The organism is Kitasatospora sp. A2-31 (genome assembly GCF_022288725.1).
In the GTDB taxonomy this organism is placed as follows: Bacteria; Actinomycetota; Actinomycetes; order Streptomycetales; family Streptomycetaceae; genus Kitasatospora.
Genome location: NZ_JAKNTA010000010.1, coordinates 112,894 through 130,021 on the forward strand (window position 1 = coordinate 112,894; position 17,128 = coordinate 130,021).

A 17,128-nucleotide genomic window follows, 5' to 3' on the forward strand; every position below is an offset into this window, starting at 1 on the left:
TGGAGCGGCCCGCTTCGCCCGGGCAGCACCGGCCCCGTCCTCCCGATGCCGCCGTCGGGAGGGCCCGATGCAGGTCGGGCGGGCGGTGGCTACAGCTCTCCGCGGACGCCCGGCTCGCGACCGAGCGCCTCGTCCTGCACCGCCGTGCCGGGGGCGGCCCCGGTGCTCCCGCCCCGCCGGAGGGTGGGCAGGACGGTACGTCGGCGTTGGCCTTCCAGTTCGAGGGCGAGCGCCGCATACAGGGCGAACGCCGCGAGGACCGCGCCCGTCACACCGGCGGCGGTCTTCCAGCTGCTGCCGCCGCCGTACTGGTAGGCACCCGTCAACAGGAAGCGCAGCGCGGCGGTGAACAGGACGACGCCGGCGACTCCCTTGGAGGGCACGGTGGCCACCGCCGGGACGAACAGCACCAGACCCGCCGCGAGCAGCAGGAGCCCGGCGGTCTCGCTCGTCGCCCCCGGCGGGCTGCCGAGCGTGATCAGGCCGAGGGTCAGCCATGTGCCCGCCAGCACGCCCATCCCGGTCGCGGCTGCGGCGTCACGGCACAGGAATCCGTAGAGGGCCGCGATCAGCTGGGCGGGGAAGGCGAAGGCCACCATGACGAGGGCCACCTGATGCGCCTGGCCCACCGGTACCCAGCCCAGTTGCAGCCCGGACAGGACGAAGGTGGCCACGGCCAGGCCGAGGAACCCGAGGGGCAGCGGGGTGGCCAGCGGCCGCAGGAAGATCCGCGGTGGCGGTGGGGACGCGGTGGCGCCGGGGAGCGCCGGATCCGTGGTCATGCCGTGACTCCTTCGGGCGTCTGCTGAACTTCACGGCGGTCGTCGGTGGCCGGACGGCGAAACCTCTGGGACGCCCGCGGTACTCGACCGTCATCGTTCGGTCGGTGCGTTTCCCCGGTCGGCCATGGCTGCCTGCTGGCCGGACACCGAGCGGCTACCCCGGCCGGTCCGGACGAACCGGCGCGAAGGTGCGAGCCTGTGAACCGTCCGCCCCGCCCCGCGGCACGTGCGCAGCCGCGCGCCGCCCGCCTGCGTCGCGGACCTGCACGCACCCCCGGCCACTCGTACCGGTCCGGGCCAGCCTGCTCCCGCGACTGCGTACGATCAGCCGCGGCAGGGCCTCCCGCCGGCCTCCGTCACTGTCCGGTCCGGCCGGTGACGGGTCGGTGAAGGGCGGTCGGGGGTGCGACGAACAGCGCCTGGACGGTTTCGGTGGCCGTCTCTCGCAGCCAGGTGTGGGCGCGGTCGTCGTCGTAGCGCTGGTGCCACAGCAGGTAGAGGGGGACCTCGGGCAGCGGGAGCGGCGGCGGCAGTGTGACCAGACCGAGGTGTTCCCGGGCTGCGCAGGTGACCGCGTCGGGGAGGGTGACGACCAGGTCGGTGTCGCGGGCGAGTTGCAGGGCGAACGCGGCGGTGGGACCGGCGGCGACGACGCGTCGTTCGAGGCCGCGGGTGGTGAGGGCGTCGTCGATCGGGTCCCGCAGGCTTGCGCGTCGCGACACGGTGAGGTGTTCGGCGGCTGCGTAGCGCTCGGTGCTCAGCGGGCCTTCGGTGAGGGGGTGGCCCGGTCGGACGGCGACGACCAGCCGGTCCCTGCCGACGAGGCGGTGTCGGATGTCCGGGAGCGTGGGGGCGCTGGAGCTCGATTCGAGGTCGACCTCACCCCGGCGCAGCTCGGCGTCGTCCGTTCCGGGTTCGGCCGACAGCCTCAGCCGGACGCCGGGGGCCTGGCGGTGGACGGCGGTGATCAGGGCGGTGCCGCAGGCGGCGGTCAGGGCGTCGTGCCAGCGCACGGTGAACACGCGGTCGAGGGCCGTCAGGTCGAGTTCCTGCTGCGCGGAGAGAAGGTGGTGGGCCTGCTGGACGAGGGCGTGGACCTGGGCGCGCATGGCCAGTGCGCGGGTGGTGGGGACCATGCTGCGGCCGGTGCGGACCAGGATCTGGTCGCCGGTGGCTTTGCGGATGCGGCCCAGGGAGCGGCTCATCGCCGGTGCGGTGACGTGGAGGCGGGCCGCGGCGCCGGCGACGCTGCCCTCCTCCAGCAGGGCGTCCAGGGCGGTGAGGAGGTTGAGATCCAGTTGCATGGCAGTAACTCTACAAGTGCCTGACATGCACTTGTTGTTAACGATTGCGGCGCCTACCTTCGAAGTGCAGGCGCGAGACGAGCCGCCGGCACACATCGAATCCAGGGAGCCCGCCATGAGCACTGCCATGCCTTTCGCCGCCGACACGACGCTCCTGTCGGAGGTGACCGCCGCGGTGAGGACCGCCGGTCTCACGCTGCGCGACCGCCACACCCCGCACGCCCGGGGCGTGAGCCTCGACGAGGTCGTCGCGGAGATCCACGCCAACGACGACGCGGTGCTGGCGGTGCTCCGGGAGCCCCTGCTGCGGGCCCGGCCCGGATCCCAGTGGGCCGAGGACGAGCTCGCCGGCGGTGCGCTCCCGCCCGGGGAGTGGTGGGTCGTCGACCCCGCCGAGGGCAACATCAACCACGTTCACGGCATGGCGGACTGGGCCGTGACCGCGACGCTGGTCCGCGACGACCGGCCGGTGCTCACCGTCGTCCATCTGCCGCTGACCGGCGACACCTACACCGCCGTCGCCGGCGGCGGTGCCCGCCTCAACGACCGGCCCCTGACGGTGTCGGCCAAGACCGATCTGGGCGCCGCGCTCGTCGGCACCGGCCAGGCCAGGCCCGGCGAGGACGAGCGCACCTTCCGGCGGATCGGCGACTCCGTCACCGCCATGCTCGTCAACGGCCTCGTCGTGCGCGTGTCCGTTCCCGCCACCATGCAGCTCATCCACGTCGCCGCGGGACGCACGGACGCCTTCTGGCAGTTCTCCGACGTCCGCTCCGGTCTGGTGGCCGGTGCGCTGCTGGTCTCCGAGGCCGGAGGTACGGTCACCGACCTGGCGGGCGAGCCCTGGCACACGGGCAGCCGCGATTTCCTGGCCGCCGCCCCCGGCATCCACACCGCCGCCCTCGAGGTCCTGTCGCCGATCGCCTGACCGGGCACCTCCGCTCCCACCCATCCCGAAGACCGCAAGGAGCATTCACCTGATGACCAGCATCGGCATCCTGGGCGCCGGCCGGGTCGGCGCCAACCTCGCCGCCAAGCTCTCCGCAGCCGGACACCGTGTCACCCTCGGTGTCCGGGACCCGGAGGACACCGCAGCGCGTGCCGCCGGCATCGCCCCGCAGATCGCCTTCACCGACCAGCGCACCGCCGCCCGCACCGCGGACGTCGTGATCAACGCGACGCCCGGCGACACCTCCCTGGACCGCCTGGCCGGCCTGCGCACCGAGCTCTCCGGAAAGCTCCTCGTCGATGTCTCCAACGCCACCCGAGACGCCGGTGACGGCCTGCCCGGCGACCTGTACTACCCCGGCAGCAGCCTCGCGGAGCAACTCCAGGCCGCCCTCCCCGACACCCGGGTGGTCAAGACCCTCAACACCATGCTGTTCACGGTCATGACCGCTCCCGAGACCCTGGCCACCCCGCCGACCGCCTACCTCTCGGGCGACGACCGGAACGCGAAGGAGACCGTCACCGGCCTGCTCGGCGACCTGGGCTGGCACCCCGCCTGGATCGAGGACCTCGGCGGCATCACCACAGCCCGCGCCACCGAGGCCATGATCCTGGTGGTTCCCCATCTCCTGCGCCGGCACGGGTTCAAGCCCTTCGCCGTCTCCCTCGCCCGCTGAGCCGTCAGTCGGTCACCGCCGTCGACCCCGCCGGACCGGTCGACGAGGTCGAGTGGCGGACTCGTGAGCGGGCTCGTGGTTCCGGACGGCCCACCAGGCAGCCACCCACGCCGCCTCCTTGGCGGCGTCGAGCAGGTAGGTGGCGGGAATCCGGCGCAGCGGCACGTAGACCGCGTCGGCGGTCAGGAGAGTGAGGGCGCTCCCGAGACCGACGCGGCGGGCGTGCCGCACTCCCGCGCTGCCGGGTTCGGCGAGCAGCAGGCTGATGCCGGTGGAAGCCAGCAAGGCGCCGTTGGTGCGCTGGAGCCAGCGGTCCGTCTTGGCACCGTAGACCGCTTCGAAGGTTCTCAGCGACAGGACCGGCCACAGGCCGCCCACCAGGTTGAACAGTCCCTGGGCGCGGGCCACGGTGAGCGCATCGGGCATGACCGTCTCCTTCCTCGGGTCTTCCGGCGAGGCGGCTGCCCCGCCCGGACCGGCCCCACACTCCGGACGTGCGCACCGGAACTCCCGCACCCGCTCGCCCCCTCCGCCTCCGAGTCCGCCTTCTCCTCCTTCGCCGGCGAGACAGCATGGGCCGGCGCGGGGTTGCCCCGCTCGTGGCGGGTAGGCGCGTGGGGCGCGGGGCGGCGGAGCAGCCTTGGGAGGCAGTGATGGAAGAGCAGCACAGGCGTGCGCAGCGGGAGAGTCGTCGGGCGGGTGAGCGGCACGACTTCCCGCACACACCCCAGGGACCGGGCAGGACCACGCCCGAGTGGCGGGCGCAGCCGTCGGTGCGGCCGGGTACGGAGCCCGTGAACGCCCGGTCGGACCTGGAGCTGCGCAGGCTCCTGGCCCGGATCTTCCTGGTGCTGTTCGTCTGCGGGGCGGTGGCCTTCGCGGTACTCGCCGCCCTGGCCGGTCCCGGCCCCGCGCCCAACCGGGGAACGTACGCCCTCTTCTGCGCGCTGTGCGCGGGTTTCGCCGGCCTCGCCTGGCTCGACCTCACGGTGGTCCGGCGCCGCTTGGCGGCTGGGCAGGGGCGGGCGGAACAGGACGGGGGCGGGCGCCGGAAGATCCGGTGATTCGGAACCTCGGACCGGACCGCACCACGCTGCGTGCGGGACGGGCCCCGGGGCGGCGCACCCGAGCGCCGAGACGGCTCCCGCGCACGTCTTCATCGTGTCCTCGGGGCCCTTCTGCCTCACCGCGGGGATCGTCGACAACGCCCCGGCCGCCTCGCCGAGCGGATTCGAGCGCAGGGCCCCCGCGCCGGAGCGTTCCCGTCCGAGGTGCCGGACGATCAGATCCTCGAAGGTTCGCGGCACGTCGGTATGATCCCGGCCTCGCCGAGCCGGCCACCCGGATCCCGGGCACGCGGCGCAGGCGCTGGATGGCAGACGCCCGTGCCCGGGCCGCCGTCCCCGCCGGGCACCGCGTGTGACACACCCGCGGCACCTTCCGCTGTTTCCGTGCGGGATCCCCCGCCGCCGCCTAGGCTCGCTGGGATGAGGCGACTCGACGCAGTGGACCGGGCCCTGTTCGACCGCGTGGCGCTCTCACGCCTGCGCGGCACCCAACCGTGGCTGCGCGGCCTGAGCCACGCCGCCGACCACGGGAAGCTCTGGTTCGGAGCGGCCGCGGTGCTCGGCGCCGTCGGCGGCCGGACCGGCCGGCGGGCGGCGCTGCGCGGCCTCGGATCACTGGCGCTCGCCTCGGCAGCCGCCAACATCGCCGCCAAGCAGCTGAGCCGGCGGCCGCGCCCCGGCCTCGATCTGGTGCCCGCCGTGCGGCGGCTGCTGCGCCAGCCGGTGACCACCTCCTTCCCCTCGGGGCACTCGGCCTCGGCGGCCGCCTTCGTGACCGGCGTCGCCATCGAGTCGCCGCTCCTCGGCGCCGCGCTGGCACCGGTGGCCGCGGCCGTCGGCGCCTCCCGGGTCTACACCGGCGCCCACTTCCCCGGCGACGTGCTGGCCGGGTTCACGCTCGGCGCGGCGGCGGCCGCCGTCACCGTGCGGTGGTGGCCCCGGGCGAACGACACCCCGCCGCCGGCCGGACCGCCGCCACGCACCGCTCCGGCGCTGCCGGAGGGCGCGGGCCTCTCGGTGGTGGTGAACAGCGGCTCCGGCAACGGGGCGCTGCTCGCGGCCGGCCCGGAGGAGACCGTCGCCGAGCTGCGCGCCCTGCTGCCACGCGCCGACGTGCTGCTCTGCGGCCCGGAGGACGACCTGCCCGCGATGCTGGCCGAGGCCGCCGACCGGGCGGCCCGGGCCGGCGGGGCGCTCGGGGTCTGCGGCGGCGACGGCAGCGTCAACCTGGGCGCTTCCCTCGCCGCCGAGCGCGGGCTGCCGCTCGCGGTCTTCCCGGGCGGCACGCTCAACCACTTCGCGCTGGACCTCGGCGTCGAGTCGCTCGCGGACACCGCGGCGGCCGTGGTGGCGGGCTCCGCCTGCGGGGTGGATCTCGGACTCGCCACCGACGGCACCGCGCGCCGGGTCTTCCTCAACACCTTCAGCCTCGGCGTCTACCCCGAACTGGTCCGGATGCGGGAGTCGTTGGAGGGTCGCCTGGGCAAGTGGCCGGCCCTGGCGGTGGCGGTCGGCCGGTCGCTGGCCTCCGCCGAGCCGGTCACCGTCCGGGCCGGCGGCCGCGACCGGCGCCTCTGGCTGCTGTTCGCGGGCAACGGCGCCTACGATCCGCCCGGCTTCGCCCCGACCAGCCGGACCGGCCTGGCCGACGGGCTGTTGGACGTCAGGGTGGTCGACGGCAGCCGCCCCTTCGCCCGTACCCGGCTGGCGGCCGCCGTCCTGTCCGGCACCATGGCGCGCTCACGGGTCTACCACGCGGCCCGGCTCACCGCGCTCGACCTCGACTCCCTGGGCGACGCCGACCGGATCGCCGTCGACGGGGAGAGCGTGCCGGCCGCAGGGGCCCTCCGACTGGCCAAGGCGCCCAACGCCCTGACGGTCTACCGGCCTTCGGCCGGCTGAGCCGGCGCCGGGCCGGCCCGGTTGGCCCGGAGGCAGTGCAGGCCGCCGTCCCTGCGCGCGGCGGCCGAGACCGATGTGGGAACGCGCCGGGCTCCTCGGACCGGCGCGCGACCCGCACAACACACGCCCGCACCTCCCACCGCGGACGACCTCCGCGACGCCCGGCTCGCCCACCTGCCGGGGCGCCGGGGCCCCGGCCCACATCGCCACGGTGCTGCACCAGGTCGGCGGCGCCGGCGGGCCCGAGGCGCTCGCCCGCTCGGCCGGCGACCGGCGACCGGCGGCCAGCAGCCAGCGGCAGCGGCTCACCGACCGCGGAGGCGCCGTGCTGACGTCCGCCGGAGAGCTCGTCGCGTACCTGCGCGGGCAGGAGACGGACTCGGCTGCGGCACGCTCCACCACTCGGTCGTCACGAGGAGCAACGCCGGCCAGGTCCGGCGCGACGGCCCCGGCCGCGGCGGCCTGACCCGGGGGCCGGACCCCGCGAGCGGTGCCCGGCGCCACCGGCCGTGGACCGATCTGCCGCCCGAGCCCGAGTACAGGGGCGGGGGCGAGGGAGAGCGCGGGACTGTGGGCCGCCTACAGCACCGCGTGCAGACGGTGTCCGGACCGTCCGTCCGTACGCCGGACGGCGACCACGGCCGCGTCGTCGCCGAGCCGCCCCCCGGCGTGCGCCAGCAGATCGCGGCGGATGTGGTTGACCAGCGCCTCCGGCGTGCTGCCGGCCCAGCGGGCGACCCGTTCCGCGAACGGGTAGAACGCGCCGGAACGGTCCCGGGCCTCGACCACGCCGTCGGTGTAGAGCAGGAGCACGTCCCCGATCTCGAAGGGGAACGTCTCGTCCGGGTAGTCCGCAGCCCCCAGGGCACCGAGGCCGAGCGGCGGCGCGGCACCAGCGCCGTCGAGGCCGATCACGCGGTCGTGGTGCACGAGCAGCGGGGGCGGGTGTCCGCAGTTGGTCATCCGGGCCACGGGGGCGTCGTCGGGGATGTCGAGGAACAGGGCGGTGACGAAGTGCTCGGCGGCTTCGCGTTCGGCCTGGGCGAAGTCGACCAGGTACCGGCTGACGTTGTGGTCCAGCGTCCGGGCGAGCTCCGGCAGCGTGGCGTGCTCGGCGGCCACCAGCCGGAAGGCGCTGAGCAGCAGGGCGGACTCCCCGACTGCGGCCAGGCCCTTGCCCCGGACGTCGCCGACGATCATCCGAGCCCCGTCGCCGGTGCGGGTCGCCGTGTAGAGGTCACCGCCGATCTGCGCCTCCTGCTCGGCGGCCAGGTACACGGTCGCGATCTGCAGCGGGCCGATCCGCTCGGGAATCGGGCGCAGCAGGGCGCGCTGGGCGGCCTCGGCCACCGACTGGGCACGGGCGAGCTGCCGCTCGCGGCGCTCCCGGACCACTGCGAAGACCACGATCATCAGGGACAGGGCGACGAGTGCGACGAGCTGGGCCGGGTGGTTGTCCGTGGTCAGGCCCCCGCGCAGGACGGCGATGAGGACGCCGACGGCAACCGTGAGCACCGCGACGGCGGCCGTCACCCGCGGACCGGCGAACGACGGGGTCAGCGCGGGGGCGACCACGAGCAGCGGGCCGAGCCGAACCGCTTCGGGCGACCGGACGATCACCACGAGGAGCACCACGAGGAGACCGATCGGTACCAGTACCAGGGCCGGGACGCGCCCCCACGGCCTCGCCTCGGCCGAGCGCCGTTCGACGTCCATGCCCCCCAGGATGCGTCGCGTCCGCGGACCGGCGCATCCGGCACGTGCGGGGTCGGCGACAGGCCGCCCGTACGGCGTACGCCGCTGCGCAATCCCCGGTCACCGGGCGCGGTGCCTCCCCGGCCGAAGCCTTCGGGCAGGGCCGACGTCCGGGCCGGCGCCACCCCCAGCTCCGAGGGCAGCGCCCTGCTGCGCACCGCCTACCGACCCGAGGCGACCTGTTCCGCCCAGATGATCTTGCAGTCGGGCGTGTAGCGCGTCCCCCAGCGCTCGGCCAACTGGGCGACGAGGAAGAGTCCGCGTCCGCCTTCGTCCGTGGCCGCGGCGTAGCGCAGGTGCGGGGCGGAACTGCTGGTGTCCGAAACCTCGCAGATCAGCGCGCGGCCCAGGAGGAGGCGGACGCCGACCGGCCCGGTGCCGTAGCGGATCGCGTTGGTGATCAGCTCGCTGAGGATCAGCTCGGTGGTGAACTCCAGCTCCGCCAGCCCCCACGCCTCCAGTTGGCGACCGGCCTCGGCCCGGATGCCGGCCACTGCCGCCGGATCCGGCGGGACGTCCCACCGGGCGATCCGGTCGGCCGGCAGCGCACGGGTCCGCGCCACGAGGAGGACGGCGTCATCCGTGGAGCTCCCGGGCCGCAGCGCCTCGAGCACCGCGTCGCAGGTCTCCTCCGGGGCGCGCCGGGCGCCGGCCAGGGTCGTGCGCAGGACGTCGAGTCCGCTGTCGATGTCCCGGCGCCGGTCCTCGACGAGGCCGTTGGTGTACAGGACCAGCCGGCCGTCGTCGGGCACCCGTAGCCGCGCGGTCTCGAAGGGCAGTCCGCCCACGCCGAGGGGAGGTCCGGCCGGCAGGTCGACGTACTCCGCGGTGCCGTCGGGCGTGATGAGCACGGGCGGGAGGTGGCCGGCGCGAGCCAGCTCGCAGGACTGCGACACCGGGTCGTAGATCGCGTACAGGCAGGTGGCTCCGGTGATCCCGGGGTCGTCACGCGTGGTGACGTCGTCCTTGTCGATCCGGCTGACCAGCTCGTCGAGGTGCGCCAGGAGATCGTCGGGGGGCAGGTCGAGCATGGAGAAGTTGTGCACGGCCGTCCTGAGCCGGCCCATGGTGGCGGCCGCGTGCACACCGTGACCGACGATGTCCCCCACCACCAGTGCGACGCGGGTGCCCGACAGAGGGATGACGTCGAACCAGTCCCCGCCGACGCCCGACTGCGCGGGCAGGTAGCGGTAGGCGACGTCGAGGGCTTCCTGCTCGGGCAGCCCGTGCGGCAGCAGGCTCTGCTGCAGGGTCACGGCCGTACTGTGGTCGCCCGTGATGGCCGAGACGATCTGCTCCTGGGTCGCGTACTTCGTGTCGAAGAAGCCCCCGTTGCGGCCCAGGCGCAGCACCGCCACCCGGTCGGCGACCGCCCGCACGTTGTCCAGGTCGTGGCTGACGATCAGCACGCCGAGCTTCTGCGCCCGCAGACGCTCGACCAGTTCCAGGACGACTGCGGTGGCACCGACCCCCAGGGCCGCGGTGGGCTCGTCCAGGACGACCATCCGGGGCTCGCCGATCATCGCGCGAGCGATGGCGACGCTCTGACGCTGGCCGCCGGAGAGCGAGCCGACCGGGACGCGCAGGCTGGGGATCCGGAGGGACAGGGCGCTCAGCAGTCTGCGGCAGCGCTTCTCCATCTCGATCTCGTCGAGAACGCCGAATCTGCGCAGTTCACGACCGAGGAAGATGTTGGCGACCGTGTCGAGGTTGTCGCAGAGTGACAGGTCCTGGTGGACGGTGGCGACGCCGAGGTTCTGGGCGTCGAGCGGCCTGCGGAAGTCGACGCTCCGCCCCTCCCACTCGATCGCCCCGCTGTCCGGCGCGGACACCCCGGAGACGACCTTGACCAAGGTGGACTTGCCCGCGCCGTTGTCCCCGACCAGCGCGACCACCTCCCCCTCCTCGATGGCGAGGTCGACGTCGCTCAGCGCCTGGACGGCGCCGAACCGCTTGGAGATGCCGCGTACGGCCAGCAGCGGAGTTCGTACCAAGGGAAACCGTCTCCTTCCCGTCGCGGTCCACCGGGGGACGACCGGACCGAACAGCGCAGTGTCGAACCTCGTTCGGGCCGACGAGTGGGCGCACGGCCTCCTTCCCATACTGACCCGGGCCGGCACAGGTCCCAACTCCGGTCGATCACCCCGGGCAGGGTCCGCACCCGCCCCGGCGGAGGCCGAATCCTTTTCCCGGCCGGTGGCTCTTATGGTCGAGCGGGCTGTGAGGGCGTGTCGGAGAAGGCCCCCGTTCCGCGATCGTCCGAACACCGAGAGGCCCTGGTGAACCCTTCCCCATCTTCACGTGCACCCCGAGGGGTGCTGCTGGTCCACGGCGCATGGCACACCGGTCGTGCCTGGGACGGCGTCGCGGCCGGGTTGCGGGCACGTGGCGTCGCCGTGGCCGTCGCCGAGCTGCACCGCGGGTCGCTGGCAGCCGACGTCGCCGCGGCCGAGACCGCACTGGACCGGCTGACCGACGCGGGTGGCCCCGCCGTCGCGTGCGGTCATTCCTACGGCGGTGCCGTCATCACCGGTCTGCCACCGCACAAGGTCGACCACCTCGTGTACCTCGCCGCGATGATGCCCGACCGCGGCGAGACCGCCCTGGGCCTTCTCGCCGGCGCGCCGCCCACCGAGCTCGGAACCAGCATGATCGGCGATCGTGCCGGCACCACGACGATCGACCGGGAGGCGGCGGGAAGGCTGTTCCATGCCCAACTCGACGAGGAGGAACGTGCCCGCCATGCCGCCGAGCTCGTCCCCCAGCTGATGGCCCCCGGCCACCAGCCGACGACCGGCGCCGCCTGGCACCAGCGGCCCAGCACCTACGTCGTCTGCACCGAGGACCGCGCCGTGCACCCGGACCTGCAACGCCGGTTCGCCGCTCGCGCAACGCGGGCGCTCGCCTGGCGAAGCGACCACGGAGTCTTCGCGTCGCACGAGGAGGAGACTGTCGGACTGCTCCACCGGCTGGCCACCGGCGACCGCCACACCCCGTCCGCTTCGCCCGTGCCGCTGCCGGAGCGACGTGGCGGGGGTGACGGGAGGTGACGGGGTGACGGGGTGACGGGGTGACGGGAGGTGGCCGGAGCACGGTGGAGCGGCGAGAGTCCGGAGCCGGAGGGGTGGTGATTCCGGGTGAACGGACGCGGCGCGTCGGCCCGATCGCACGGGAGGCCCGTGGGCGGGCGGCTAGGACGGGGGGATGCACCTTCTCTCTCGGACCGCGTTCCTCGCGGTTGCGCTCGTGATGCTCCCCGGTACCGCCCGCGGGAGCGAGCTCGGCGGGTGGGATCCGACGGCCGTTCGGGCGGTACCTCCGGTCGCCCGTCCCGCGCCGTTCGCCGCGCCCTTCGCCGCGCCGCCGGACGATTCCGTGGACGGACTACCGGAGTACCGGTTCACCGGGGCCGGGTTCGACGCCTGCTCGGCCCCACCGGTGGAGGCCATGTCCGCCTGGCGCGTCGCCTCGCCGTACGGTGCGGTGAACATCTACAGCAGTGGCAGCCAACGCGCCTGCGCGCAGACCCGGTTGACGCCGCAGTGGGTCGGCATGGTCCGGGCGATGGGGTGGCGGCTGGTGCCCACGCACGTCGGGCTGCAGGCACCGTGCGCCGAGCGGGATGACAAGCCGCTGCGGATCGACCCGGCCCGGGCCGAGGAGCAGGGCGCAGAGGAGGCCGCCGAGGCGGCGGCGGCGCTGCGGGTGCTGGGTCTGGGGCCGGGAAGCCCGGTGTACCTCGACATGGAGGCCTATCCGACGGGCGACGCGGTGTGCAGCCGGGCGGTGGTCGACTTCACCGTCGGCTGGACTCGGGCGCTCCAGGCGGCCGGATACCGGTCGGGCTTCTACTCCAGCCTGAACTCGGGCATCGCCGACGTGGTCGCCGCCGCCCGGGCCGGCCGTACCCCCCTGCCCGACGCGATCTGGTACGCCCGCTGGGACGGCCACCCCACGACCACCGGGCAGGCCGGGCTGCCCGACGACCTGTGGACCGGCCGCCGCATCCATCAGTACCGGGGCGGCGCCGACGAAACATACGGCGGGGTGACGCTCAACGTCGACCGGGACGAGTTGGACGGCCTGGTGGCCGGTGGGGCCTGGTAGCAGGTCGGCCCTGGCGGCAGGTGGGCCGGTGGCAGGCCGGGCCCGGTGGCAGGTGGCGCCCGGTGGCAGGCGGACCGGGCCGTGACACTCCGTCCGGCAGGCCGCGGGCCTGGGACACCATCTCAGGGTGGCGCCTTTCGGGTGACGCTTCCGAGGACCCGGAAGCGTCACCCGTCAGGGGGGACTCCCCGGGACGAAATCGACTCCCGCGCAGGGCACCGGCCCTGGACAATCGGGTCATGCGTATACGAGAAGTCCGCACCGAGGACCTGCCGCTGCTCCAGGACGTCGAGCGGGCGGCCGGGCGGTGCTTCCGCGACATCGGCATGCCCGAGATCGCGGACGACGAACCGCTGCCGCTCGACGAGCTCGCTCGGTACCAGCGGGCGGGGCTGGCCTGGGTGGCCGTCGACGAGGCCGACGTTCCGGTGGCCTATCTCGTCGCCGAGCACGTCGACGGCAACCTGCACGTCGAGCAGGTCTCGGTGCACCCTGACAGTGCACGCCGCGGCATCGGACGGTCCCTGCTGGACCACCTCGCCGGACGGGCGGCGGCCCACGGCGTCCCGGCGCTGACCCTCACCACGTTCACGGACGTGCCGTGGAACGCCCCCTACTACGTACGCTGCGGGTTCCGACCGCTCGACGACGACCTGCTCGGCCCGGGCCAACTGGACATCCGCGCCAGGGAAGCGGCCCACGGCCTGGACAGGTGGCCACGGCTCTTCATGCGCCGCCCCGTGTGACGGCGGCCCGGGCTCGCGACCCCCGCGGGCGGCCCGGGTGGCCTGCGGCGACCGTCCCATCCGTGGTCCGCCGGGTCAATCGAGTTGATCAAGGATCGCCCGGTGCCCGTCGGCGATCCGGGCGACCGCTTCCACGACGCGTGCGGCGCCGTCCTCGGCCGCCATCGCGCGAGCGGTGGCACGGGCCCGCGTGCGGAGCGCATCGTCCCGGACTGCTCGGCGCAGGGCGGCCGCCAGCCGGTCGGCGGTCAGCTCGGCGAAGGGGACCGGTGCGGTGGCGGCGCCGAGCGCGGTGAGCCGGGAGGCCCAGAACGGCTGGTCCGCCATGACGGGCACCGGGACCGCCGGAACCCCCGCACGCAGCGCGGCCGCGGTCGTGCCCGCACCGCAGTGGTGGACGGCGGCGGCGGTGCGCGGCAGGAGCAGGGCGTGCGGTAGCTCGCCCACCGTCAGGACGTCGTCGCCGTCGGCCGACAGCCTTGCCCAGCCGGACTGGAGCACGCCCCGCACACCGGCCCGGTGCAGCGCGCGGACGGCCAGTTCACCCAGCCGCTCCCCCGCGCCGGCTGCCATGCTGCCGAAGCCGATGAACACGGGCGGCGGTCCGGCACGGAGGAAGTCCTCGACGACGTCCGGGAGCCGCGCCGCGGACGGCACGTGCGGCCACCAGTTGCCGACCACGCTCAGCCCAGGCCGCCAGTCCGCCGGTCGGGACAGCAGGGCGGTGCTGAAGCCGTGCAGGACCGGCCAGTCCTCCCGCTCACGGCGGCGGCGCTGGGCGCCCTGGGTCAGGGCGGGCAGGCCGAGCCGGGCGCGCAGGCGGCGGGCCGCGTCGGCGTGCAGTCGGTCGACGACGCGCTGGCCGAGCGCGCCGGCCGCACGGTTCCCCCAGCGGCCGAGCGACCTGGCGCTGCCGACCACCGGCGGGAACTCCCCGGTGGGCAGGGTGGGTTGCAGGTAGACACCGAGGCTCGGGACGTTCATGGCCTCGGCGAGGTGCCAACCGAGCGGGGCGGTGGTGGTGGAGAGGAGGAGCAGGTCGGCACCGGGGGCGGCCGCGTCGGCGAGCCCGTCGCCGAGGCGGTCGACGAAGGCCGCCGCTTTGGCGAGGAGGGAGGAGCGCCGGGTCGCCGGGCCGGACGGGGTGGGTGCAGCGCGGACGCCAGCCGCCACCCCGGGCGCGTCGACCTCCGTGTGGGCGCGCGGGTCGGCGCGCGGGTCGACGCGCGGGTCGGCGGGGAGCGGGCGGAAGTCCAGGCCGCTGTCGCCGACGAGTGTGGCGAAGGCCTCCGGCGCAGCGAGGGCCACGTCGTGGCCCGCCTCGCGCAGACCGACGCCGAGGCCGGTGTAGGGGGCGACGTCGCCGTACGAACCGGCCGCCGCGATCAGGATCTTCACTGGTCGTCCTCGGGGTGGGCGGGGGTTCCTGCGGTGGCGTCCGGACATGCGGAACGGGTGGAGCGAGCCCCCGGGTGGATGGCGGTGCGGTCGGGCCCCGGCCGGCCGGGACCGCTGCTGCGGCGGGCGTTGGCGCCGATGGCCGCACGGAGGTAGGCCGCCAGTCCCGGGCGCTGGTCGCCGACCGGAACGACCAGGGCGAAGGCCCGGGCGTCCGCCTCGTAGTCGTCGGCGATCCGGCAGTGCATCTCCGGTGGACACGGGGTGAACCAGCGGGCGATGTGCTGCCGGTGCTCCTCCGCCAGGTCGAGGACCCGCTCGCTGTCGGGGGCGGCACCGTCCGCGAAAGCCGCCAGCAGCCTCCGGCGCCAGATTGCGGCTTCGGCCATCAGCCGGCGCCAGTCCTCCTTGGAGTGGCCGGCGGCCCGTGCGAGCGCCTGCTGGTGGCCCTCCCGCTCGCCCCACTTGAGGTGGGCGTCGGTGGCGTAGCTGAGGTCGAAGACCACGTCGCCGAAGACCTCGAACCGCTCCTCGGGAGTCAGTTCGACGCCGGTGCGCTGGACTTCGATCGCCCGCTCGGCGACCTCGACCAGCTTCTGCAGCCTGGCGATCTGGTCGGTGAGGGCCTGGCGCCTGGCCCGCAGGTGGTCCAGTGCGGTGGCCTGCGGGTCGGCCAGGATGGCCGCGATCTCCTCCAGGGTGAAGCCGAGCTCACGGTAGAACAGGATCTGCTGGAGCCGGGCCAGGTCCGCACTGCTGTAACGGCGGTATCCCGCCGGGCTCCGCTCGCTGGGCGCGAGCAGCCCGGATCGGTCGTAGTGGTGCAGCGTCCGCACCGTGACCCCGGCGAACCCGGAAACCTGCCCGACCGACCAGCTCATTGCCGCACCCCGCACCCGTGTCCACGGCGTCCCGTCGCCGGCCGCCGCTCGTTCGCTCGCTCGCTCCCCAACGGTGCGCCCTGACGTGGGGTCAGGGTCAAGATTCGCAGGTCGGCGACCGCGCGGCGGCCGGACCGCGCCCCGACGGTGGCCGCACCGCGCCCCGGCGGCGGCCGGACCGCGCCCCGGCGGCGGCCGGTCGAGAGGTCAGCGGGCAGTCGTGTGGTCGTAGTCCTGGCGGGCCCGTTCGACGCGGTCCAGGTTGGCGGCCGACCACTCCACCAGGCTGGCGAACAGGGGCGCCAGGCTGCGGCCGAGTTCGGTGATCTCGTACTCGACCCGCGGCGGCACCTCGGCGTGGTACGTCCGCTGCACCAGGCCGTCGCGCTCCAGTTGACGCAGCCGCTGGGTGAGCACCTTGGGGGTGATCGCGGTGATCCGGCGCTGGAGCTCCACGTAGCGCTGGCGGCCGTGCTCGTTCAGCGCCCAGAGGATCGGGGTGGTCCAGCGGCTGAAGACCAGGTCCACCACCGGGCCGATCGGACACGCCTGGCCCGGGTCAGTCGATCCGTCGACCGCCGCCCGGTCCGCCTTCGGCCCGCCCGCCTTCCACCCGTCCGCCTCACCCACAGCGCTCCCCCTCCGAGCCGGGTCACTTTCCCCTAGGTACCTACTGTACGCAGGCTGTTAGCGTCTCCCTGTCGTCGCGAACGGGATCCTCCGCGATGACGTCAACTCTCCATTTCAACAGGCGAGTTCAATCGACTTCCACCGATGGACGGGACAGCTGTGATGATCGTTGTGACGGGTGCGACGGGCAATGTCGGGCGGCCGCTGGTGCAGGCTCTCGCGGCGGCGGGCGAGCAGGTGACGGCGGTCTCGCGGCGGCCTTCGGACGCCTCGCTCCCGGTGGGCGTGCGACATCACCCGGCCGACCTGACGGACGCCGCGAGCCTGCGGCCGGCCCTGGGCGGCGCCGAGGCGCTGTTCCTCCTCCTCTCCGGCGAGGTGCTGGCAGGTGCGGACCGTCAGAGCGCGGACGCGCTCCTCGACGCGGCCAGGGCGGCGGGGGTGCGCCGGGTGGTGCTGCTCTCCTCCCAGGTCTCCGGGACCCGGCCCGGATCCGTCTCGCACGCGCCACTGGTGGCGTACGAAGAGGCGGTCCGGGCGTCCGGGCTCGACTGGACGATCCTGCGGCCGAGCGGCTTCCACTCCAACGCCTTCGCCTGGGCCGAGCCGGTCCGGACCCGACGGACCGTGCCGGCGCCGTTCGGCGACGTGGCCCTGCCCACCGTGGACCCGGAGGACCTGGCAGCGGTGGCCGCGACCGTCCTGCGCGACGGGCACGCACACACCGGCCGGACCTACGTGCTGACCGGACCCGAACCGGTCTCCCCGCGCGAGCAGGCGCACGCCCTCGCGGCGGCCGTCGGCGAGCCGGTGCACTTCGTGGAGCTCGGCCGGGAGGCCGCTCGGGCACACCTGGTGCAGTTCATGCCGGAGCCCGTCGCCGACGGCACCCTCGACATCCTCGGCGAGCCGACCGACGAGGAGCGGCGGG

General features: G+C 74.6%; 17 protein-coding genes. 9 read left to right on the forward strand and 8 right to left on the reverse strand.

The genetic code is table 11. The annotated features are described in order from the left end of the window. Nucleotides 1–89 precede the first annotated feature (89 nt). Both MCM47_RS26315 and MCM47_RS26320 read right to left on the reverse strand, forming a co-directional pair. Nucleotides 90–782 carry a GPR1/FUN34/YaaH family transporter gene (locus MCM47_RS26315; protein ID WP_238864183.1) on the reverse strand — a complete coding sequence of 231 codons (693 nt, stop codon included), beginning with the start codon at nt 780–782 and terminating at the stop codon, nt 90–92. Nucleotides 783–1,138: 356 nt separating this feature from the next. Then, entirely contained in the window at nt 1,139–2,086 is a 948-nt protein-coding gene (locus tag MCM47_RS26320; RefSeq protein ID WP_238864184.1) for a LysR family transcriptional regulator, read from the reverse strand. Between the two features lie 115 nt (nt 2,087–2,201). On the opposite strand from MCM47_RS26320, the gene MCM47_RS26325 reads away from it, so the two are divergent. Further along, on the forward strand, nt 2,202–3,014 hold the full coding sequence (locus tag MCM47_RS26325; protein ID WP_238864185.1) for an inositol monophosphatase: 813 nt from the start codon (nt 2,202–2,204) through the stop codon (nt 3,012–3,014). A gap of 52 nt (nt 3,015–3,066) precedes the next feature. Beyond that, nucleotides 3,067–3,711, forward strand: coding sequence for an NADPH-dependent F420 reductase (locus MCM47_RS26330; RefSeq protein WP_238864186.1), 645 nt, complete (start codon nt 3,067–3,069; stop codon nt 3,709–3,711). Between the two features lie 12 nt (nt 3,712–3,723). Here MCM47_RS26330 and MCM47_RS26335 read toward each other — a convergent pair whose 3' ends face one another. Beyond that, the gene (locus tag MCM47_RS26335; RefSeq protein ID WP_238864187.1) at nt 3,724–4,137 is read right to left on the reverse strand and encodes a hypothetical protein; all 414 of its coding nucleotides are present in this window, start codon (nt 4,135–4,137) and stop codon (nt 3,724–3,726) included. A gap of 368 nt (nt 4,138–4,505) precedes the next feature. Here MCM47_RS26335 and MCM47_RS26340 point away from each other — a divergent pair, with 368 nt between their 5' ends. The 3 genes from MCM47_RS26340 to MCM47_RS26350 all read left to right on the forward strand — a co-directional run bounded on the left by MCM47_RS26340 (nt 4,506) and on the right by MCM47_RS26350 (nt 7,146). Further along, entirely contained in the window at nt 4,506–4,775 is a 270-nt protein-coding gene (locus tag MCM47_RS26340; RefSeq protein WP_238864188.1) for a hypothetical protein, read from the forward strand. 423 nt (nt 4,776–5,198) lie between these two features. Further along, nucleotides 5,199–6,680, forward strand: a complete 1,482-nt coding sequence (locus MCM47_RS26345; RefSeq protein WP_238864189.1) for a bifunctional phosphatase PAP2/diacylglycerol kinase family protein — start codon at nt 5,199–5,201, stop codon at nt 6,678–6,680. Nucleotides 6,681–6,891: 211 nt separating this feature from the next. Then, a complete protein-coding gene (locus tag MCM47_RS26350; RefSeq protein ID WP_238864190.1) occupies nt 6,892–7,146 on the forward strand; it encodes a hypothetical protein in 255 nt (84 codons plus the stop codon). A gap of 113 nt (nt 7,147–7,259) precedes the next feature. Here the strand turns inward: MCM47_RS26350 and MCM47_RS26355 are convergent, their stop codons facing one another. Beyond that, nucleotides 7,260–8,396 (reverse strand): PP2C family protein-serine/threonine phosphatase, encoded by a 1,137-nt coding sequence (locus tag MCM47_RS26355; RefSeq protein ID WP_238864191.1) that lies wholly within the window; start codon nt 8,394–8,396, stop codon nt 7,260–7,262. Between the two features lie 200 nt (nt 8,397–8,596). Then, nucleotides 8,597–10,537: a SpoIIE family protein phosphatase gene (locus MCM47_RS44090; RefSeq protein ID WP_374209209.1), complete on the reverse strand. Its 1,941-nt coding sequence runs from the start codon at nt 10,535–10,537 to the stop codon at nt 8,597–8,599. 213 nt (nt 10,538–10,750) lie between these two features. Here MCM47_RS44090 and MCM47_RS26370 point away from each other — a divergent pair, with 213 nt between their 5' ends. From MCM47_RS26370 to MCM47_RS26380, 3 genes are all read left to right on the forward strand, one after another. After that, entirely contained in the window at nt 10,751–11,485 is a 735-nt protein-coding gene (locus MCM47_RS26370; RefSeq protein ID WP_238864192.1) for an alpha/beta hydrolase, read from the forward strand. A 325-nt stretch (nt 11,486–11,810) separates the two neighbouring features. Beyond that, complete coding sequence (locus MCM47_RS26375) at nt 11,811–12,542, forward strand: DUF1906 domain-containing protein (RefSeq protein ID WP_238864193.1); 732 nt, start codon at nt 11,811–11,813, stop codon at nt 12,540–12,542. Between the two features lie 239 nt (nt 12,543–12,781). Further along, a complete protein-coding gene (locus MCM47_RS26380) occupies nt 12,782–13,288 on the forward strand; it encodes a GNAT family N-acetyltransferase (protein WP_238864194.1) in 507 nt (168 codons plus the stop codon). A 75-nt stretch (nt 13,289–13,363) separates the two neighbouring features. On the opposite strand, the gene MCM47_RS26385 is transcribed toward MCM47_RS26380, so the two are convergent. The 3 genes from MCM47_RS26385 to MCM47_RS26395 all read right to left on the reverse strand — a co-directional run bounded on the left by MCM47_RS26385 (nt 13,364) and on the right by MCM47_RS26395 (nt 16,107). Beyond that, complete coding sequence (locus MCM47_RS26385) at nt 13,364–14,686, reverse strand: glycosyltransferase (RefSeq protein ID WP_238864195.1); 1,323 nt, start codon at nt 14,684–14,686, stop codon at nt 13,364–13,366. Further along, nucleotides 14,683–15,567, reverse strand: coding sequence for a MerR family transcriptional regulator (locus tag MCM47_RS26390; RefSeq protein WP_238864196.1), 885 nt, complete (start codon nt 15,565–15,567; stop codon nt 14,683–14,685). The genes MCM47_RS26385 and MCM47_RS26390 overlap by 4 nt, the downstream gene beginning before the upstream one ends. Nucleotides 15,568–15,774: 207 nt before the next feature. Continuing rightward, nucleotides 15,775–16,107 (reverse strand): helix-turn-helix domain-containing protein, encoded by a 333-nt coding sequence (locus MCM47_RS26395; RefSeq protein WP_238864384.1) that lies wholly within the window; start codon nt 16,105–16,107, stop codon nt 15,775–15,777. Nucleotides 16,108–16,359: 252 nt separating this feature from the next. Here MCM47_RS26395 and MCM47_RS26400 point away from each other — a divergent pair. Beyond that, nucleotides 16,360–17,128, forward strand: a 769-nt coding sequence (locus tag MCM47_RS26400; protein ID WP_238864197.1) for an SDR family oxidoreductase, incomplete at its 3' end; no start/stop codon positions are given.

Coding starts and splice junctions, on each gene's coding strand:
- MCM47_RS26380 (WP_238864194.1), top strand. CDS start 12,782: ATGCGTATACGAGAAGTCCGCACCGAGGACCTGCCGCTGCTCCAGGAC.
- MCM47_RS26325 (WP_238864185.1), top strand. CDS start 2,202: ATGAGCACTGCCATGCCTTTCGCCGCCGACACGACGCTCCTGTCGGAG.
- MCM47_RS26320 (WP_238864184.1), bottom strand. CDS start 2,086: ATGCAACTGGATCTCAACCTCCTCACCGCCCTGGACGCCCTGCTGGAG.
- MCM47_RS26330 (WP_238864186.1), top strand. CDS start 3,067: ATGACCAGCATCGGCATCCTGGGCGCCGGCCGGGTCGGCGCCAACCTC.
- MCM47_RS26345 (WP_238864189.1), top strand. CDS start 5,199: ATGAGGCGACTCGACGCAGTGGACCGGGCCCTGTTCGACCGCGTGGCG.
- MCM47_RS26390 (WP_238864196.1), bottom strand. CDS start 15,567: ATGAGCTGGTCGGTCGGGCAGGTTTCCGGGTTCGCCGGGGTCACGGTG.
- MCM47_RS26315 (WP_238864183.1), bottom strand. CDS start 782: ATGACCACGGATCCGGCGCTCCCCGGCGCCACCGCGTCCCCACCGCCA.
- MCM47_RS26355 (WP_238864191.1), bottom strand. CDS start 8,396: ATGGACGTCGAACGGCGCTCGGCCGAGGCGAGGCCGTGGGGGCGCGTC.
- MCM47_RS44090 (WP_374209209.1), bottom strand. CDS start 10,537: ATGGGAAGGAGGCCGTGCGCCCACTCGTCGGCCCGAACGAGGTTCGAC.
- MCM47_RS26335 (WP_238864187.1), bottom strand. CDS start 4,137: ATGCCCGATGCGCTCACCGTGGCCCGCGCCCAGGGACTGTTCAACCTG.